Annotated in this window: 13 protein-coding genes and 1 pseudogene; 9 read left to right on the top strand and 5 right to left on the bottom strand. The window is 74.5% G+C overall.

The window, feature by feature from the left end; translation table 11 throughout:
• The first annotated feature begins 94 nt into the window (after positions 1-94).
• From pdhA to ABZY13_RS11425, 5 genes are all read left to right on the top strand, one after another.
• The gene (pdhA, locus tag ABZY13_RS11445) at positions 95-1,231 is read left to right on the top strand and encodes a pyruvate dehydrogenase (acetyl-transferring) E1 component subunit alpha (protein WP_356629267.1); all 1,137 of its coding nucleotides are present in this window, start codon (positions 95-97) and stop codon (positions 1,229-1,231) included.
• Positions 1,228-2,232 (top strand): alpha-ketoacid dehydrogenase subunit beta, encoded by a 1,005-nt coding sequence (locus ABZY13_RS11440; RefSeq protein ID WP_356629265.1) that lies wholly within the window; start codon positions 1,228-1,230, stop codon positions 2,230-2,232. Before pdhA ends, ABZY13_RS11440 begins: the two co-directional genes overlap by 4 nt.
• A complete protein-coding gene (locus ABZY13_RS11435; RefSeq protein ID WP_356629263.1) occupies positions 2,232-3,776 on the top strand; it encodes a dihydrolipoamide acetyltransferase family protein in 1,545 nt (514 codons plus the stop codon). Before ABZY13_RS11440 ends, ABZY13_RS11435 begins: the two co-directional genes overlap by 1 nt.
• Before the next feature lie 672 nt (positions 3,777-4,448).
• Complete coding sequence (locus ABZY13_RS11430; RefSeq protein WP_356629261.1) at positions 4,449-5,423, top strand: NTP transferase domain-containing protein; 975 nt, start codon at positions 4,449-4,451, stop codon at positions 5,421-5,423.
• Positions 5,420-6,880 carry a molybdopterin molybdotransferase MoeA gene (locus tag ABZY13_RS11425; RefSeq protein ID WP_356629259.1) on the top strand — a complete coding sequence of 487 codons (1,461 nt, stop codon included), beginning with the start codon at positions 5,420-5,422 and terminating at the stop codon, positions 6,878-6,880. Before ABZY13_RS11430 ends, ABZY13_RS11425 begins: the two co-directional genes overlap by 4 nt.
• 109 nt (positions 6,881-6,989) lie before the next feature.
• Here the strand turns inward: ABZY13_RS11425 and ABZY13_RS11420 are convergent, their stop codons facing one another.
• Positions 6,990-8,126, bottom strand: a complete 1,137-nt coding sequence (locus ABZY13_RS11420; RefSeq protein WP_356629257.1) for a potassium channel family protein — start codon at positions 8,124-8,126, stop codon at positions 6,990-6,992.
• A gap of 212 nt (positions 8,127-8,338) precedes the next feature.
• Between ABZY13_RS11420 and ABZY13_RS11415 the strand changes: the two are divergent.
• A pseudogene (locus ABZY13_RS11415) lies at positions 8,339-9,019 on the top strand (NAD(P)-binding protein); the annotation flags it as partial.
• A gap of 33 nt (positions 9,020-9,052) precedes the next feature.
• Here the strand turns inward: ABZY13_RS11415 and ABZY13_RS11410 are convergent.
• Positions 9,053-9,901, bottom strand: a complete 849-nt coding sequence (locus ABZY13_RS11410; RefSeq protein ID WP_356629255.1) for an ABC transporter permease — start codon at positions 9,899-9,901, stop codon at positions 9,053-9,055.
• A complete protein-coding gene (locus ABZY13_RS11405; RefSeq protein ID WP_356629253.1) occupies positions 9,898-10,920 on the bottom strand; it encodes an ATP-binding cassette domain-containing protein in 1,023 nt (340 codons plus the stop codon). Before ABZY13_RS11405 ends, ABZY13_RS11410 begins: the two co-directional genes overlap by 4 nt.
• A 125-nt stretch (positions 10,921-11,045) precedes the next feature.
• Between ABZY13_RS11405 and ABZY13_RS11400 the strand changes: the two genes are divergently transcribed.
• A complete protein-coding gene (locus tag ABZY13_RS11400) occupies positions 11,046-12,026 on the top strand; it encodes an NAD(P)H-quinone oxidoreductase (RefSeq protein ID WP_356629251.1) in 981 nt (326 codons plus the stop codon).
• 53 nt (positions 12,027-12,079) lie between these two features.
• Here the strand turns inward: ABZY13_RS11400 and ABZY13_RS11395 are convergent, their stop codons facing one another.
• Positions 12,080-12,874, bottom strand: a complete 795-nt coding sequence (locus ABZY13_RS11395; RefSeq protein ID WP_356629249.1) for a hypothetical protein — start codon at positions 12,872-12,874, stop codon at positions 12,080-12,082.
• A gap of 304 nt (positions 12,875-13,178) precedes the next feature.
• Here ABZY13_RS11395 and ABZY13_RS11390 point away from each other — a divergent pair, with 304 nt between their 5' ends.
• Positions 13,179-13,721: a bacterial proteasome activator family protein gene (locus tag ABZY13_RS11390; RefSeq protein ID WP_356629247.1), complete on the top strand. Its 543-nt coding sequence runs from the start codon at positions 13,179-13,181 to the stop codon at positions 13,719-13,721.
• Between the two features lie 131 nt (positions 13,722-13,852).
• Here the strand turns inward: ABZY13_RS11390 and ABZY13_RS11385 are convergent, their stop codons facing one another.
• Positions 13,853-15,493 carry a protein kinase gene (locus ABZY13_RS11385; RefSeq protein WP_356629245.1) on the bottom strand — a complete coding sequence of 547 codons (1,641 nt, stop codon included), beginning with the start codon at positions 15,491-15,493 and terminating at the stop codon, positions 13,853-13,855.
• Between the two features lie 352 nt (positions 15,494-15,845).
• On the opposite strand from ABZY13_RS11385, the gene ABZY13_RS11380 reads away from it, so the two are divergent.
• A complete protein-coding gene (locus ABZY13_RS11380) occupies positions 15,846-17,510 on the top strand; it encodes a protein kinase (protein ID WP_356629243.1) in 1,665 nt (554 codons plus the stop codon).
• The last annotated feature ends 2 nt before the right edge of the window (positions 17,511-17,512 follow it).

The following is a 17,512-nucleotide window of genomic DNA, read 5'->3' as shown; positions in this document are numbered from 1 at the left end:
GTAGCCAAAATGTGCCGACGACCGAACAATCGGTTGGTGAGGCGCATCACACATGCCGCGCCTCCCTTCGCCGCCCCCACAAGGAGGTGCCGTCATGACGGTCATGGAGCAGCGTGGCGCGTATCGGCCGTCGCCGCCGCCCGCCTGGCAGCCCCGCACCGACCCCGCGCCGCTGCTGCCCGACCCGGCTCCGTACCGCGTCCTCGGCACCGAGGCCGCCGCGCAGGCCGACCCGGCGCTGCTGCGCCTGCTCTACGCCCACCTGGTGCGCGGCCGCCGCTACAACGCGCAGGCCACCGCCCTCACCAAGCAGGGCCGGCTCGCCGTCTACCCCTCCAGCACCGGCCAGGAGGCCTGCGAGGTCGCCGCCGCGCTCGTCCTGGAGGACCGTGACTGGCTCTTCCCCAGCTACCGCGACACGCTCGCCGCCATCGCCCGCGGCGTGGACCCGGTCGAGGCGCTCACCCTGCTGCGCGGCGACTGGCACACCGGCTACGACCCCTACGAGCACCGCGTGGCACCGCTCAGCACGCCGCTGGCGACGCAGCTCCCGCACGCCGTGGGCCTCGCGCACGCAGCCCGGCTCAAGGGCGACGACGTGGTCGCGCTCGCCATGGTCGGCGACGGCGGCACCAGCGAGGGCGACTTCCACGAGGCGCTGAACTTCGCCGCCGTCTGGCAGGCTCCCGTGGTCTTCCTGGTGCAGAACAACGGCTTCGCGATCTCCGTCCCGCTCGCCAAGCAGACCGCCGCGCCCTCCCTGGCCCACAAGGCCGTCGGGTACGGCATGCCGGGGCGGCTGGTCGACGGCAACGACGCCGCGGCCGTGCACGAGGTGCTCTCCGACGCCGTACGCCGGGCGCGCGCGGGCGGCGGTCCGACCCTCGTGGAGGCGGTGACGTACCGCGTCGACGCGCACACCAACGCCGACGACGCCACCCGCTACCGCGACAACGCCGAAACGGACCTCTGGCGGGAGCACGATCCGATCCTGCTGCTGGAGCGGGAGCTGACCGCGCGCGGATGGCTCGACGACGCCGCCATGACGGCCGCCCGCGAGGACGCCGAGGCCCTCGCCGCCGACCTGCGCGCCCGCATGAACGAGGACGCCGAGCTGGACCCGATGGACCTGTTCGCCCACGTCTACGCCGAGCCCACCCCGCAGCTGCGCGAGCAGCGGGCCCAGCTGCTGGCCGAGATCGAGGCCGGCCAGGAAGGGGAACCCCGATGACCACGGTCGCCGTGAAGCCCGCCACCATGGCGCAGGCCCTCACGCGCGCCATGCGCGACGCCATGGCCGCCGATCCCGCGGTGCACGTCCTCGGCGAGGACGTCGGCACGCTCGGCGGCGTCTTCCGCGTCACGGACGGGCTCGCCGAGGAGTTCGGCGAGCACCGCTGCACGGACACCCCGCTCGCCGAGGCCGGCATCCTCGGCACGGCCGTCGGCATGGCGATGTACGGGCTGCGGCCGGTCGTGGAGATGCAGTTCGACGCCTTCGCCTACCCGGCCTTCGAGCAGCTCGTCTCGCACGTCGCGAAGATGCGCAACCGCACCCGCGGCGCCATGCCGCTGCCCCTGACCATCCGCGTGCCCTACGGCGGCGGCATCGGCGGCGTCGAGCACCACAGCGACTCCTCCGAGGCGTACTACATGGCCACCCCCGGGCTCCACGTCGTGACGCCCGCGACCGTCGCCGACGCCTACGGCCTGCTGCGCGCGGCCATCGCCTCCGACGACCCGGTCGTCTTCCTGGAGCCCAAGCGGCTGTACTGGTCCAAGGCCGCCTGGAACCCGCAGGACCCGCAGCACGTTGAACCCATCGGCCGCGCGGTGGTGCGGCGCTCCGGCCGGAGCGCCACGCTCATCACGTACGGGCCGTCGGTGCCCGTCTGCCTCGAAGCCGCCGAGGCGGCACGGGCCGAGGGGTGGGACCTCGAAGTGGTCGATCTGCGCTCCCTGGTGCCGTTCGACGACGAGACGGTCTGCGCCTCGGTGCGGCGGACCGGGCGGGCGGTCGTCGTGCACGAGTCGGGCGGGTTCGGCGGACCGGGAGGGGAGATCGCGGCCCGGGTCACGGAGCGCTGCTTCCACCACCTGGAGGCGCCGGTGCTGCGCGTGGCCGGGTTCGACATCCCTTATCCGCCGCCGATGCTGGAGAGGCATCACCTGCCCGGCGTGGACCGGATCCTGGACGCGGTGGCGCGTCTGCAATGGGAGGCCGAGAGCTGATGGCACAGGTGCTGGAGTTCAAACTCCCCGACCTCGGCGAGGGGCTGACCGAGGCGGAGATCGTGCGCTGGCTGGTGGAGGTGGGCGACGTGGTCGCCGTCGACCAGCCGGTGGTCGAGGTGGAGACGGCCAAGGCGATGGTGGAGGTGCCCTGCCCCTACGGCGGTGTGGTCACCGCCCGCTACGGCGAGGAGGGCACGGAACTGCCCGTGGGGGCGCCGCTGCTGACGGTCGCGGTGGGCGCGTCCGCCTCCGACGCGCCGCACACCGACGCGTCCGCGACCGGCACGGGCGTCGCCGGTCCGTCGGCCGGCGGCCCGTCGATCAACGGATCTTCCGCCAACGGCTCGTCCGCGGCGTCCGCTGCCGGGGTCCGCGCGGACGGCGGCTCCGAGGCCGGCCCGGGCGAGTCCTCCGGCAACGTCCTGGTGGGCTACGGCACCGGCGCCCCTCCGGCCCGGCGCAGAAGGGTCCGTCCGACGGCGCCGGCCGCCCGGGCGGTGGCCGCCGACGCCGGGGAAACCGCCGACCGGAGCGACGGCAACGGCAGCGGGGACGCCATGCGGGGCGAAGGTCCCGTGCCCGTCATCTCGCCCCTCGTCCGGCGGCTCGCCCGGGAGAACGGGCTGGATCTGCGGGAGCTGACCGGTTCCGGCCCGGACGGGCTGATCCTGCGCGCGGACGTGGAGTACGCCCTCCGGGCCGCCGCCGCCCAGGGACGCACCGCGCGCCCGCAGGCCGAACCGCGGCACGGGCAGGCCCTGCCCCAGCAGACCGCGCAGACCCCGCTGTCTCCCCAGGCGCCCGCAGCTGCACCGGTCGCGCGCCCCGCCCCCGCTCCGGCCTCCGTCCACGGCGACACCCGCATCCCCCTCAAGGGCGTCCGCGGCGCCGTGGCCGACAAGCTCTCCCGCAGCCGGCGCGAGATACCGGACGCCACCTGCTGGGTCGACGCCGACGCGACCGAGCTGATGCGGGCCCGCACGGCGATGAACGCCGCCGGGGGACCGAAGATCTCCCTGCTCGCGCTGCTGGCCCGGATCTGCACCGCAGCCCTGGCCCGCTTCCCCGAGCTGAACTCCACGGTGGACCAGGCGGCCAGGGAGATCGTCCGGTTCGACCGGGTGCACCTCGGCTTCGCCGCGCAGACCGAGCGGGGCCTGGTCGTCCCGGTGGTGCGGGACGCGCACGCACGGGACGCCGAGTCGCTGACCGCGGAGTTCGCGCGGCTGACCGAGGCGGCCCGCGCCGGCGCGCTCACGCCCGGGGAGCTGACCGGCGGCACGTTCACGCTGAACAACTACGGCGTGTTCGGCGTCGACGGCTCCACGCCGATCCTCAACCACCCCGAGGCCGCGATGCTCGGCGTCGGCCGCATCGTCCCCAGGCCGTGGGTGCACGAGGGCGAGCTGGCGGTCCGGCAGGTCGTCCAGCTGTCGCTCACCTTCGACCACCGGGTGTGCGACGGCGGCACGGCGGGCGGCTTCCTGCGGTACGTCGCGGACTGCGTGGAACAGCCGGCGGTGCTGCTGCGGACCCTGTGAGCCGGGCCGGCCCGGCCCGCACCGCCGCGGGGGCCAGGCGTGGCCGGGCGTGATCCCCGTGGGGCGGTGCCGTGGCTCTGCGCAGGCCCGCGCGGCCCAGAGCTGTTGATGTGGCGTGCACGTCGGCCCCCGCGCGGTCTCGGATGCCCCTGCGGCTCGGCATGGCCCGGCCCCGTGTGGCCCCGCAGGGCCGGCGTGGCCTCGCAGGCTCCGTGCGATGGGCGGCCCGGCGGGGGATCGGACAGGGGGCGGGGTGGCCCGGCGGTCGTCGGATGGTCTCGTAGGGGCGGCGTGACCCCGTGCGGCCTGGCGTGCCCGCACATGCTCCGGGGCTTCGGTGTGGCCCGCAAGGCCTCAGCCGCCCCACATGGGATGGCCCCGCTGACCTGGGGGCCCGTATGCCCCGGCGTGACCCGGCAGCCTTGGCGTGACCGCGCGGCCTGGCGTGGCCCCCGCGTGCCCCGTGGGCCTGGGGTGGCGCGTTGGCCTGGCGTGCCCCCTCCCGTGGGCCTCGGACGGCCCGCATGGAGCGTGCCCCCGCACGCTCCACACCCCTACGCCCCCACCCCACGCACCCCTACGCCCCCACCCCGTCTGTGACGTCCGGCACCTCCGGCCCCCCGAGCACCGTTCGGAGGTGGCAACGATCTTCCGGGCGCTCATACTCGGGGAGTGACCTCGTACGACCCGACCCGTTCGCGGGGCGCCGCCGGTCCCGCGTACGACGCCGTCGTGCTCGCGGGCGGCGCCGCGCGGCGGCTCGGCGGCGCCGACAAGCCCGGTGTGCGCGTCGGCGGCCGGGCGCTGCTCGACCGGGTGCTCGCCGCCTGCGCCGACGCCCGCACCACGGTCGTCGTCGCCGACCCCCGGCCCACCGCGCGCCCGGTCGTCCGGGCGCGTGAGGAACCCCCCGGCGGCGGACCGCTCGCCGCCCTCGACGCCGGGTTGCGCCCGGTCACGGCGGACCGGGTGCTGGTGCTCTCCGCCGATCTGCCGTTCCTGGACCGGGACACGGTGCGGCGCCTGCTGGACGCCCTGGGCGCCGGCCGCGCCGACGGGGTGCTGCTCGTCGACGCCGAAGGCCGTGAGCAGCCGCTGGTCGCCGCCTACCGCACCCTCGTACTGCGCCGCGAGCTGACCGCGCTCACCGCCGAGCACGGCGCGCTGACCGGCCTGCCGCTGCGGCGGCTGACCGGCCGGCTCGACCTCGCCCGCATCACCGACCCCGTCGCGTCGTTCGACTGCGACACCTGGGCGGACATCGCCCGGGCCCGCGCACGCATCAGGGAGCATGGTCTCGTGTTGGACGAATGGATCTCCGCAGTCAAGGACGAGCTGGGCATCGACCTGGACGTCGACACCGGCCTGCTGCTCGACCTCGCCCGTGACGCCGCCCACGGCGTGGCACGCCCGGCGGCGCCGCTGACCACCTTCCTCGTCGGCTACGCGGCCGGCCGTGCCGAAGGCGGCCCCGACGCCGTCGCGGAGGCCTGCCGCAAGGCCGCCGCGCTGGCGCAGCGCTGGGCGGAAGAGGCCGACGCCGCCACCGGAGGCGCCCCTCATGCCCCGGCCTCCGCCCCGGCCCCGGCCTCCGCCCCGGCCCCGGCCTCCGCCCCGGCCCCCGGCACCACCCCGGACGCCGGATGACCGGCCAGGGCGTCCGAGACGGCCGGGGACTGCGCGACAGCGGCGGCCTCCGTGACGCCCCGGACGCCGACGACCTCGACGTCGAGGAGACCCTCGCCCTCGTGAACGAGCCGCGCGACGGCGTGCCCACGCCCCCCGCCGGAACCCCCCGCTCCTCCCCGGCCGCCCCAGCCCCCGCGGACCGGCACCACGCCACCGCCCGGCACGGCCACCCCACCCCCCGGCACGACCACGCCACCCCCTGGCCCGAGGCCCGCCGCATCGCCGCCCGGGCCGGCGCCCCCCGCACCTCGGCCCCCGTCTCCGTCCCCCTGCACGCCGCCCTCGGTCTCACCCTGGCCGCCCCCCTCACCGCCCTCACCGACCTGCCCTCCTTCGACACCTCGGCGATGGACGGCTGGGCGGTCGCCGGCCCCGGCCCTTGGGACGTGCGCGAGGAGGGCGTGCTGGCCGGCCACGCCGAGCACCCCCCGCTGGAGGACGGCGAGGCCGTCAGGATCGCCACCGGCGCCCGGATCCCGCCGGACACGACCGCCGTCCTGCGCAGCGAGCACGGCCGCGTCGACGACAAGGGGCGGCTGCACCCGGACCTCCCCCAGTCGCACCGGCCCGCGGAGGCGCCCGCGCTCGGGCACGGCCAGGACATCCGCCCGCGCGGCCAGGAGTGCCGCAGCGGAGACCTGCTGCTGCCGCCCGGCGCCCTGGTGACCCCGGCCGTCCTCGGTCTCGCCGCCGCCGCTGGATACGACGCCCTCACCACCGTGCCCCGACCGCGCGCCGAGCTGCTGGTCCTCGGCGACGAGCTGCTCACCGAGGGCCTCCCGCACGACGGCCTCATCCGGGACGCCCTCGGCCCCATGCTGCCGCCCTGGCTGCGGGCCCTCGGCGCCGAGGTCGTCTCGGTGCGCCGGCTCACCGACGACGCCGACACCCTCCGCCGGGCCCTCGAGGACAGCGACGCGGACCTGATCGTCACCACCGGCGGCACCGCCTCCGGGCCCGTCGACCACGTCCACCCCACCCTGCGCCGCATCGGGGCCGAGCTGCTGGTCGACGGGGTCCAGGTGCGCCCCGGCCACCCGATGCTGCTGGCCCGCACCAAGGAGGACCAGCATCTGGTCGGCCTGCCCGGCAACCCGCTGGCCGCCGTCTCCGGGCTGCTCACCCTCGCCGAGCCCTTGCTGCGGACGCTCGCGGCACGTCCGGCCCAGGAGCCGTACACGCTGCCGTTGACGGAGGCGGCGCACGGGCACCCGTACGACACCCGGCTCGTTCCGGTCGTGCTGCGCGGCGACCATGCCGTGCCGTTGCACTACAACGGTCCGGCGATGCTGCGCGGGGTCGCCGCCGCCGACGCGCTGGCGGTCGTACCGCCGGGCGGGACGCGACCCGGTCAGGAGGCGGAGATCCTGGAGCTGCCGTGGGCGACGGCCGGGATCGCCGCGTGTTTCACGTGAAACATCGGCTGCACACCGCACCCGCGGCGACGGCTGCAACCGCAACCGCAACCCCAACCGCACGCCACCGTGGCCGGGACAGGGGCCGCCGTGGGAACGCCATGCGGTCTCACTCGGCGTTCTCCGCCTGCGCCGCCTCGGACGTCACGGGCCGGCCGACGGTGATCACCCGGTCGCCGTGGCGCAGTTCGGTCCGCCAGCCGTCGGCGTAGCCCATCAGCTTCTTGTTGCGGACGACCGCGACGACCAGGTCGACGCACTCGCGGGGGGTGCGCCCGACCTCCTCCCGCGTCACCGACCGTTCGATGAGGTCCATGCCGCTGCCCAGGGTCATCAGGTCCTCCAGGGTGCGGGCGACGGGCGGGCGGGCCATGAAGGTGCCGAGGAGCCGGCCGGCCGAGCTGGAGCTGGTGACCACGGTGTCCGCGCCGGACTGCTTGAGCAGCGGGACGTTCTCGTCCTCCCGGACGGCGACGACGATCGTGGCCTGGCGGTTGAGCTGGCGGGCCGTGAGCGTGATGAGGGTGGCGGTCTCGTCGCGCTGGGGTGCGACGATCACCCGGGCCGCGCGGTGCACCTCGGCCTTGAGCAGGGTGTCGGACCGGGTGGCGTCGCCGGTCACCGCGACCAGGCCGTCGTCGCCGGCCGCCGCGGCCGTCTTGCGCTGCGCGTCCACGACGACGATCCGGTCCCGGCGGACACCCTGGCCGATCAGGGTCTCCACGGCGTGCCGGCCCTTGGTGCCGTACCCGATGACGACGATGTGGCCGCGGGTGCGGGCGCGCCAGCGGTGGATGCGGACCTGGTGGCGGGTGCGCTCGGTGAGCACCTCCAGGGTGGTGCCGACGAGGATGATCAGGAACAGCACGCGCAGCGGCGTGATCACGAAGATGTTGGTGAGCCGGGCGCCCTCGCTGACCGGGGTGATGTCGCCGTAGCCGGTGGTGGAGAGGGTGACGGTGGCGTAGTACGCGGCGTCGATCACGCCCAGGGGGCCGCCGGAGTTGTCGCGGTAGCCGTCGCGGTCGAGATAGACGATGACGACCGTCACGATCAGCACGACCAGGGCCATGGTCAGCCGCTGTATCACCTGCTGGAGGGGCGGTACGACGCTCTGCGTCGGCATGGTGATGGAGCGGCCCGCCTCGGCGTCGTCGCGGGCCTCCGTGCGCGAGCGGCTCCACAGTGAGCGCAGGATGGACTGCGTCACGCCTCGCGGGGACGGCGGCTTCTCGTCGTCCTTCATCACATGCCCCCTGTGCCTGCCTGCCCATGGCCGGCTGATCCGGTCGGTCGTCGGGACCATGGTTCCGCACCGGGTCCCCGGCCGGCGCCGAGGCCCCCCGCGCGACACGCCGACCGAGTGTTCAGCCGGGGACGCGGATCGGTAGCGTCGGTGGCGCGCCCGGGACCGCCCGCACCGCCCGGCGCCGGACAGGCACCCGTTCGCTGCGGATCCGCTGGAGGCTTCCCTTGCGCGACCACACCGTCGTCGTCGGCTACGGCACGAAGGGACGGGCCGCGATCCAGGCCGTCTGCGCCACCGGCGTGAGCAAGGACCAGGTCGTCGTGATCGACCCCAGCACCAAGGCGATCGACGCCGCGACGGCCCAGGGCTTCGAGAGCGTGCTCGGGGACGCGACCCGCAGCGACGTGCTGGGGCGGGCCGAGGTGCAGCGGGCGCGGCAGATCGTCATCGCCACCCAGCGCGACGACACGGCCGTGCTGGTGGCGCTGACGGCCCGACAGCTCAACCCGGGCGCGAAGATCGTGGCCGCGGTGCGCGAGGAGGAGAACGCGCCGCTGCTGAAGCAGTCCGGCGCCGACGAGGTGATCACCAGCGCGGGCGCGGCCGGGCGGCTGCTGGGGCTGTCCGTGCTGAGCCCCGCCGCCGGGCTGGTGATGGAGGACCTCATCCGCCGGGGCAGCGGGCTGGACATCGTGGAACGGCCGGTCACGAAGGCGGAGGTGGGCAGGACTCCGCGCGAGATGGACGATCCGGTGGTGAGCGTCGTCCGCGGGCACCGGGTGCTCGGCTACGACGATCCGGCGGTGGGGCGCCTGGAGCTGACGGACCGGCTGATCACCATCGTGCAGAAGGCCGCGCCGGACAACGGCCGGCGCGGCCCGTGGACGTGACCGGCCGCCGGGCGACCGGCACCGCCCCCTTGCTCACTTGCGGTTGTAGAGCCGCATCGTCACCGGACCGAAGACGAGGATGAACAGCCCCGCCCAGCCCAGCGTCCAGGCGATCTCGGCGGTCGGCCACTCGCCCGCCATCAGTTCCCGCACCGCGGACGCCAGATGCGTGATCGGGCTGTTGTTGACGAACGCCTGGAGCCAGCCCGGCATGGTCGTCGGGTCCACGAAGACGTTGGACAGGAAGGTCAGCGGGAAGAGCACCATCATGCTGACCCCCATCACCGACTTCTCGGTGCGCAGCAGCAGCCCGAACATCGTCCACACCCACGAGAACGCGAACGCGAACACGATCAGCAGGGCGATCCCGACGACCACACCGCCCACCCCGCCGTCCGGGCGGTAGCCGAGGACGATGCCGACGGTCAGCATCACCACGGACGCGATGGTGTAGCGCAGCGCGTCGCCGAGCAGATAGCCGACCATCACAGCCGGCCGCCAGACCGGCAGGCTGCGGAACCGGTCGAAGACGCCCTTCTCGATGTCGGTGTTGACCGAGACGCCGGTGTACATCGTGATCATCACGACCGACATCACCAGGATGCCCGGCAGCAGGAACTGGATGTACTCCTTCGGCGAACCGGCCAGCGCCCCGCCGAACAGGTACGTGTACATCAGCACCATCATGATCGGGAAGGCGGTGACGTCGAAAAGCTGCTCCGGCACGTGCTTGATCTTCAGCATCGCGCGCCAGCCGAAGGTGAGCGACGCCGACAGGGCGCTCGGCCGCGCCGGCCGCTCCTTCGCGACCAGCAGGGCGGCCAGGGACTCGGTGCTGACCGGGGCCAGTTCCCTGGCTTCGGCAGAGGTCGCTGTGCTCATGCGGCTGCCCCGTCCTTCGTGTCGAGGTGGTCGGTGTCCCGGTCCTTGGTGTCGTGACCGGTGAGGGCGAGGAAGACCTCGTCCAGGCTGGGTTGGCCCAGGGAGAAGTTGTCCACGACGACGCCGTCGCGGGCCAGCCGGGCGAGGGCCTCGGCGGCCTGCTCGGCCGCGACCCGGCCCTGGGCCGCGCCGTTTCCGACCCGGGCCGTCAGCGCCACCGGGTCGGGCTCCAGCTGGACGTCGGCGTCGAGCACCAGCCGCAGGATGCGGGATGCCTCCGGCCGCTGCCCGGGGTCCCGCAGCCGCAGATGCACCGACCCGGCGCCGACGGACGCCTTCAGCTCGCCCTTCGTTCCCTCGGCGATCACCTTGCCGCGGTCGATGACGGCGATCCGGGACGCCAGCTGGTCGGCCTCGTCGAGGTACTGGGTGGTCAGCAGCACCGTCGTGCCCTGCGAGACGACCGCGCGCACGATGTCCCACACCTGGTTGCGGCTGCGCGGGTCGAGGCCGGTCGTCGGCTCGTCCAGGAAGAGCAGGTCGGGCGTGTTCAGGATGGACGCGGCGATGTCGATGCGGCGCCGCATGCCGCCGGAGTAGTGCTTGACCTGCTTGCCGGCCGCGTCGGTCAGCCCGAACGCCTCCAGCAGCTGGGCGGCGCGCTCCCGCGCGGCCCGCTTGTGGTGGCCGAGGAGCCGGCCGAGCAGGACGAGGTTCTCGGTGCCGGTGAGGTCCTCGTCCACGGACGCGTACTGCCCGGTCAGGCTGACCCTGCCGCGGACCTCGTCCGCCTCCCGGACGACGTCGTGGCCGAAGACGTGGGCCTGCCCGCCGTCCGGTCTGAGCAGGGTGGCGAGCATCTTCACGGTGGTCGTCTTGCCGGCGCCGTTGGGGCCGAGCACTCCGTACACCGTCCCGGTGGGCACGGCCAGGTCGACGCCGTCGACGGCCCTCGTCTCGCCGAACGTCTTCACCAGCCCCGCCGTCTCGATCGCCAGGCCGGGCGTCTGCTGGCTCATGATGGGTGGTCCTTCCGCGTACTGGGGTGACGCAGGACAGACCTCCACGGTCCCGCAAACTCATCGGCCGCGCACAGGGATATTCGAACGGTCTCGGCCGGAGCGGGGCGGGTAGCGTCCCTTCCATGCATGCGATCACGATTCCCGAACCTGGTGGGCCCGAGGCGCTGGTGTGGGACGAGGTCCCCGACCCGGAGCCCGGCGAGGGCGAGGTCCTCGTCGAGGTGACGGCCAGTGCGGTCAACCGCGCGGACCTGCTGCAGCGGCAGGGCTTCTACGACCCTCCGCCCGGCGTGTCCCGGTATCCCGGCCTGGAGTGCGCCGGGCGCATCGCCGCGCTGGGGCCCGGCGTGGGCGGCTGGTCCGTCGGCGACGAGGTGTGCGCGCTGCTGTCCGGCGGCGGGTACGCCGAGAAGGTCGCGGTGCCGGCCGGTCAGCTGCTGCCGGTGCCCGACGGCATCGACCTGCGGCGGGCCGCGGCGCTGCCCGAGGTGGTCTGCACGGTGTGGTCCAACGTGTTCATGATCGCCCATCTGCGCCCGGGCGAGACCCTGCTGGTGCACGGCGGCTCCAGCGGCATCGGCACGATGGCGATCCAGCTGGCCAAGGCCGTGGGCGCGCGGGTCGCCGTCACCGCGGGCACCCGGGAGAAGCTGGAGCGCTGCGCGGAGCTGGGCGCGGACATCCTCGTCGACTACCGGGAGCAGGACTTCGTCGCCGAGGTGAAGAAGGCCACGGACGGGGCGGGCGCCGACGTGATCCTGGACAACATGGGCGCCAAGTACCTCGACCGCAACGTCCAGACCCTCGCCGTGAACGGCCGGCTGGCGATCATCGGCATGCAGGGCGGCGTCAAGGGCGAGCTGAACATCGGCGCGCTCCTGCGCAAGCGCGCCGCCATCAGCGCCACCACGCTGCGGGGCCGCCCGCTGGAGGAGAAGGCGGCCATCGTCGCGGCGGTCCGCGAACACGTCTGGCCCCTGGTGTCCGCCGGCCACGTCCGCCCGGTCGTCGACCGCGAACTGCCGATGCCGGACGCGGCGGAGGCCCACCGGACGGTGGAGGAGAGCACGCATGTGGGGAAGGTGCTGCTGGTCGTGCCGTAGGCGGTGACCGCCGGGGGGTCCGGTGCGGCCGGGTCGTCCGACGCGGCGGCTCGTCACGCCCCCTCCCGGCGGAGTCGTAGGCCGAGGAGGGCCAGGGCCAGGCCGAGGCCGATGAGGACCAGACCGCTGCCCAGGGGGAGGATCCGCACCACGGGCTCCGCGGGGGCCCCGGCCTCCCGTACGGCTGCCCGCGGCTCGGACGGGACGACCTCGGGGGCTCGTGTGGCCGGGGCGGGGGGCGTCGTCGCGGGCGGGGGCGTGGTCTCCCGTTCCGGCGGGCGTCCCGGCCGCATACGGCCCTCACCGGCCCGGCTGCCCGCCCGGCTCGGCCCGACCGATGGCTCCGAAGGGCGCGCGGACGTCGCCACGCCCTCGGCCTGCGGGGCGGGGGCGCCGTCGGCGGCCGTGGCGGTCGCGGTCGGGGAGGGGGACGGGCGTGTCGTGCCGTCGGAGGCACGGGTTGGAACGGGGACGGGCGTGGCGTCCGCGCCGCCGGGCGTGCGGCCGTCGGCGGAGGGTGCGGCGTCGGTCTTCTCCGGGGCGGTGGTCGCCGCGGTGGCCGACGGGCTCGGGGACGCCGACGGGCTGGGGGACGTCTTCCCGGCCGGGGAATCGGAAGGGGACGCGCTCGGGGCAGGGCCATGGGCGCCGGTGTCGCCGTCGGGGGCGTGCCGGCCGTCCGAGGGCGCGGCAGCCGGGGAGGCCGCGGGCCCGCTCTCCCCGCTCCCCGGCGTCTCCCGCCCGACGGCGGCGGACGTGACCCGCCCGCCGGTGCCGCCGTACGTCTCCGCCGCCCGGGCCTCGCACGGCACCCCCGCCACGGCGACGGCCCCGAGAACCAGCACCACCCCCGCGACCCGTACCGCACCCGCCGCAAACACCGCAGGCCGCGAGCGCACCACAAGCCGCGAGCGCACCGCAGGCCCCGAGCACACCGCCTGTGCCGCAGGCCCCGCCTGCGCCGCCCCCGCCCCACGCACCCCCGCCCCACGCACCCCCGCCGCACGCACCGCCCGTGCCGCGGGCACCGTCCGCACCGTCCGTACCCAGGAAGTCACGGCACCAGCCTCACCCCGCTCGCCGGTCCCGGCATTCCGGACGCCGCCGAAGGGGCGTAACAGAGGCGAGCGGCTGTGCGACACAATGGGCCGCATGGAGATGCCGAGGAACGAAAGGTCGCCGGAGAGCGCTCAGAAGATCCTGGTCGTGGGCCAGGACGGAATGGCTCTCAGCGGCGGCGGCGACGAGGACTCCCACGAGACCCCGGTGACCGAGCAGGTCGAACAGCCCGCCAAGGTGATGCGGATCGGCAGCATGATCAAGCAGCTGCTGGAGGAGGTACGGGCGGCTCCCCTCGACGAGGCCAGCCGGGCGCGGCTGAAGGAGATCCACGCCAGCTCGGTGAAGGAGCTGGAGGACGGCCTGGCGCCGGAGCTGGTGGACGAGCTGGAGCGGCTCTCCCTGCCCTTCGCGGACGAGGCGACGCCGAGCGACGCCGAACTGCGCATCGCGCAGGCCCAGCTGGTCGGCTGGCTGGAGGGCCTCTTCCACGGCATCCAGACCACGCTGTTCGCCCAGCAGATGGCGGCGCGGGCGCAGCTGGAGCAGATGCGCCGCGCCCTGCCGCCGGGCGTGGGCGGCGAGGGCGCGGAGGACCCGCGCACGGGCGGCCGCTCGGGCGGGCCGTACCTGTAGGGGCGGCCCTGGGGGAAGCCCTGGGGCAGCCGTAGGGACCGCCACCGGAACCGCCGCACCGACCGCGACCGGAACCGCTCAGCAGCAAGAAGGCCCGGCAACCGCCGGGCCTTTCCGCTGGGTCGTGAGTGTCAGGACGCCGGCGGGTACCCCGTCGACACCTCGAGCTGGATCTCGGGCATCTCGTCCGGGTCGACGTCCGTGCCGGGCGCCGGGAACTGCTTCATCACCGCGCCCTCGCCGTACGTGTTCTCCGGGTAGTCCACGATCTTCGACTGCCAGCCCGCCGCCTGGAGGCAGGCCTTGACCGAGTCGATGTGCTTGAACTTGAAGTCCGGGACCTGGATCTTGTCCTCGTCGTTGTAGGACTCCTGCGGCTCGCTGCACTCGGTCGGGTCGATGGTCTTCGACTTGTCGGGCCCGGTGTAGCCGGCCCCCGCGGCCGGGGACGCCGGCGCCGACGCCGACGTGCTCGCGCCCCCGCCGCCGCCCTGCTCCTCGGTCCCGCCGCCGTTCATCACCAGGGCCGTTATCAGGCCGCCCACCGCCAGCAGGGCCACCACCGCCGAGCCGACGATCACCGGCCTGTTGTTGCCCCGGCCGCCCCCGGAGGGCGCCGGCGTCGGGTGCTGGGGCGAGATGGTGTACGGCGGCGGCGTCTGCTGGCCGCCGTACGGGGACGGGGCCGGCGTCTGGTAGCCGCTCTGCTGGGGGTAGCCGTACGCCGGGGAGGGCGTGGGCGTGCCGTACGGGTTCGGCGTCGGCTGGTACGGCGTCTGGACGCCCGACGCGGCGGACGGCGACGACTGGTCGACCGGCGGGAACACCGCGGAGCCCACGCCCGAGCCGGCCTGCGCGGGCGCGCCCGGCACGATGCTCGGCGCGGCGGGCTGGAGGGAGGCGGCGACGCGCAGGCACTCGTCGCGCATGGCGACGGCGGTGGGGAAACGTTCGTTCGGGTTCTTCTTCAGCGCGCGGGCGACCAGCGCGTCCACGGCCGGCGGCAGCGCGCGGTTGATCGAGGAGGGCGCGACCGGCTCCTCCTGCACATGCGCGTAGGCGATGGCCAGCGGCGAGTCCGCGTCGAACGGCAGCCGCCCGGTGACCAGCTGGAACAGCATGATGCCGACCGAGTAGAGGTCGGAGCGCGCGTCCACGCCCCGCCCGAGGGCCTGCTCGGGCGAGAGGTACTGCGGGGTGCCGACGACCATGCCGGTCTGCGTCATCGAGGTCACGCCGGACTGCATGGCGCGCGCGATGCCGAAGTCCATCACCTTGACGACGTTGCGCTTCGTCATCATGACGTTGCCCGGCTTGATGTCCCGGTGGACCAGGCCCATCTCGTGGCTGATCTCCAGCGCCGCCAGCACGTCCGCGGTGATCTTCAGGGCCTTGTCGGCGGGCATCGCGCCGTACTGCCGGACGTCCTCGTCGAGCACCGAGCCGAGCGGGCGGCCCTCGACGTACTCCATGACGATGTACGGCATCGTCGCACCGTCGACGTCGTCCTCGCCGGTGTCGAACACCGACACGATGTTGGTGTGCGTGAGCTTCGCCACCGCCTGCGCCTCGCGGCGGAAACGCTCCCGGAACGCCTGCTCGCGGCCCAGCTCGGTGTGGAGCGTCTTGATCGCGACCTGGCGGTCGAGCACGGTGTCGTACGCGAGGTGCACCGAGGCCATGCCGCCCTGGCCGAGCAAGTCGCGCAGCTGGTAGCGGCCACCGGCCAGCGCCCGCCCCGTGTACCGGCCCTGTGCGCCGTCCTGGCTCATCTCTCTGCGTCCCCCATAGGCGCCGGCGACAGCGGCTCGTGTGCTCCCGCAATCCACCAGTGATCGAAAGTGCTATTCCCGGCCAAGTCTGCCCGAGGCCACTGACACGTCAAGCTCGGTGCCCGTTCCGTGACCGTACGCGAAAGAAGCGTCGCGGAAGCGTTACAGCGGGCGTACGGCCGGTACACGGGATTTGCACGGCCCGGCCGTGCCACGGTTGGATGACCGGTCCGTTCCGGTCCGGTTCCTCGCGCGCATCCCGGACCGGAGGCTTGCGCGGAGGCTGTAGCGTGGCCGACGGAGACCGCAACAACACCGCGCGCACCGCGGGCAGAAACGACGGCGAGGACTGATGGCACAGCAGCAGCGCGCTCAGGGCCCGTCCGACCCCGAGGCGACTGGCGGCGGGATGTCAGACGCGCCGGACATGTGGGGTAATGGCGGACTTGTCGGGGACGGCCGTTACCGGCTGACCCACCGGCTCGGCCGGGGCGGCATGGCCGAGGTGTTCGCGGCCGAGGACGTGCGCCTCGGACGCACCGTGGCGGTCAAGCTGCTGCGCGCCGACCTCGCCGAGGACCCGGTCTCCAAGGCGCGCTTCACGCGCGAGGCCCAGTCCGTCGCCGGCCTCAACCACCACGCGATCGTCGCCGTGTACGACTCCGGCGAGGACGTCGTCGGCGGCCAGTCGGTGCCGTACATCGTGATGGAGCTGGTCGAGGGCCGCACCATCCGCGACCTGCTGCTCAACGCCGAGGCGCCGGGCCCGGAGCAGGCGCTGATCATCGTCTCCGGCGTCCTGGAGGCGCTCGCCTACTCGCACCAGCACGGCATCGTGCACCGCGACATCAAGCCGGCCAACGTCATCATCACGCACAACGGCGCGGTGAAGGTGATGGACTTCGGCATCGCCCGCGCCCTGCACGGCGCGTCCACCACCATGACGCAGACCGGCATGGTGATGGGCACCCCGCAGTACCTCTCCCCGGAGCAGGCTCTCGGCAAGGCCGTCGACCACCGCTCCGACCTGTACGCGACGGGCTGTCTGCTCTACGAACTGCTCGCGCTGCGTCCGCCGTTCGTCGGCGAGACCCCGCTGTCGGTGGTCTACCAGCACGTCCAGGACATCCCGACCCCGCCGTCCGAGGTCTCCGACGCGGTGCCGCCGGAGCTGGACGGGCTGGTGATGCGCTCGCTGGCCAAGGAGCCCGACGACCGGTTCCAGACGGCCGAGGAGATGCGCGGGCTGGTCCAGTACGGCCTCCAGATGCTCTACGACCAGGGCGGCCACACCGGCACCTGGAACACCGGCCCGGTGGACCTGCGCGACAGCGGCGCCAGGACCGCCGTCATGGGCGTGGGCGGCGCCGCCGCGCTGCCCCACCCGGGCGACGGGCAGGGCACCGCGCAGATCCCGCAGCCGGTGGTCGGCGGCGGCTACGGCGGCCGGGACGACGGCGGTTTCGAGGGGCACGGCAACCGCGGCAGCGGACGCGGCAAGCTGTGGGTCCTCGCCGTGCTCGCGGTGATCGCCATCGCGGCGGGCGTCGCGCTGGCCCTGAACAACACCGGCGGCGGCGAGGGCGGCACCGACACCACCAAGTCGCCGACCAGCTCGCAGACCAAGGACGACCCGACGCCGTCCGAGAAGCCGACCGAGGAGAAGACCGAGGAGGAGACGGACGACTCCACCGAGGGCAGCGGCGGCGGCAGCGGCGGTGACGACTGGGACTACACCCCGTCGTACGAGCCCTCCGCCACGCCCTCCCAGACGGCCACGGACGAACCGACCGCGCAGCCCACGTCCGCCCAGCCGACCGAGACCGGCGGCACGGACGCCGGGGGCGCCGACGCGGGCGGCGCCGACGCCGGCGGGACCGACGCGGGCGGCGCCGACGCCGGCGGGACCGACGCGGGCGGCACGGACGCGGGTGGCACCGACGCCGGCGGGGCCGACGCGGGCGGGGCCGACGCGGGCGGGGCGCTGAACGCCGGCGCCCAGGGCGGCATCGAGTGATC

The organism is Streptomyces sp. NPDC006610 (assembly GCF_040611575.1).
In the GTDB taxonomy this organism is placed as follows: Bacteria; Actinomycetota; Actinomycetes; order Streptomycetales; family Streptomycetaceae; genus Streptomyces.
Note: the sequence above shows the minus strand (reverse complement) of the source record. Positions and strands in the feature narration are given on the sequence as shown.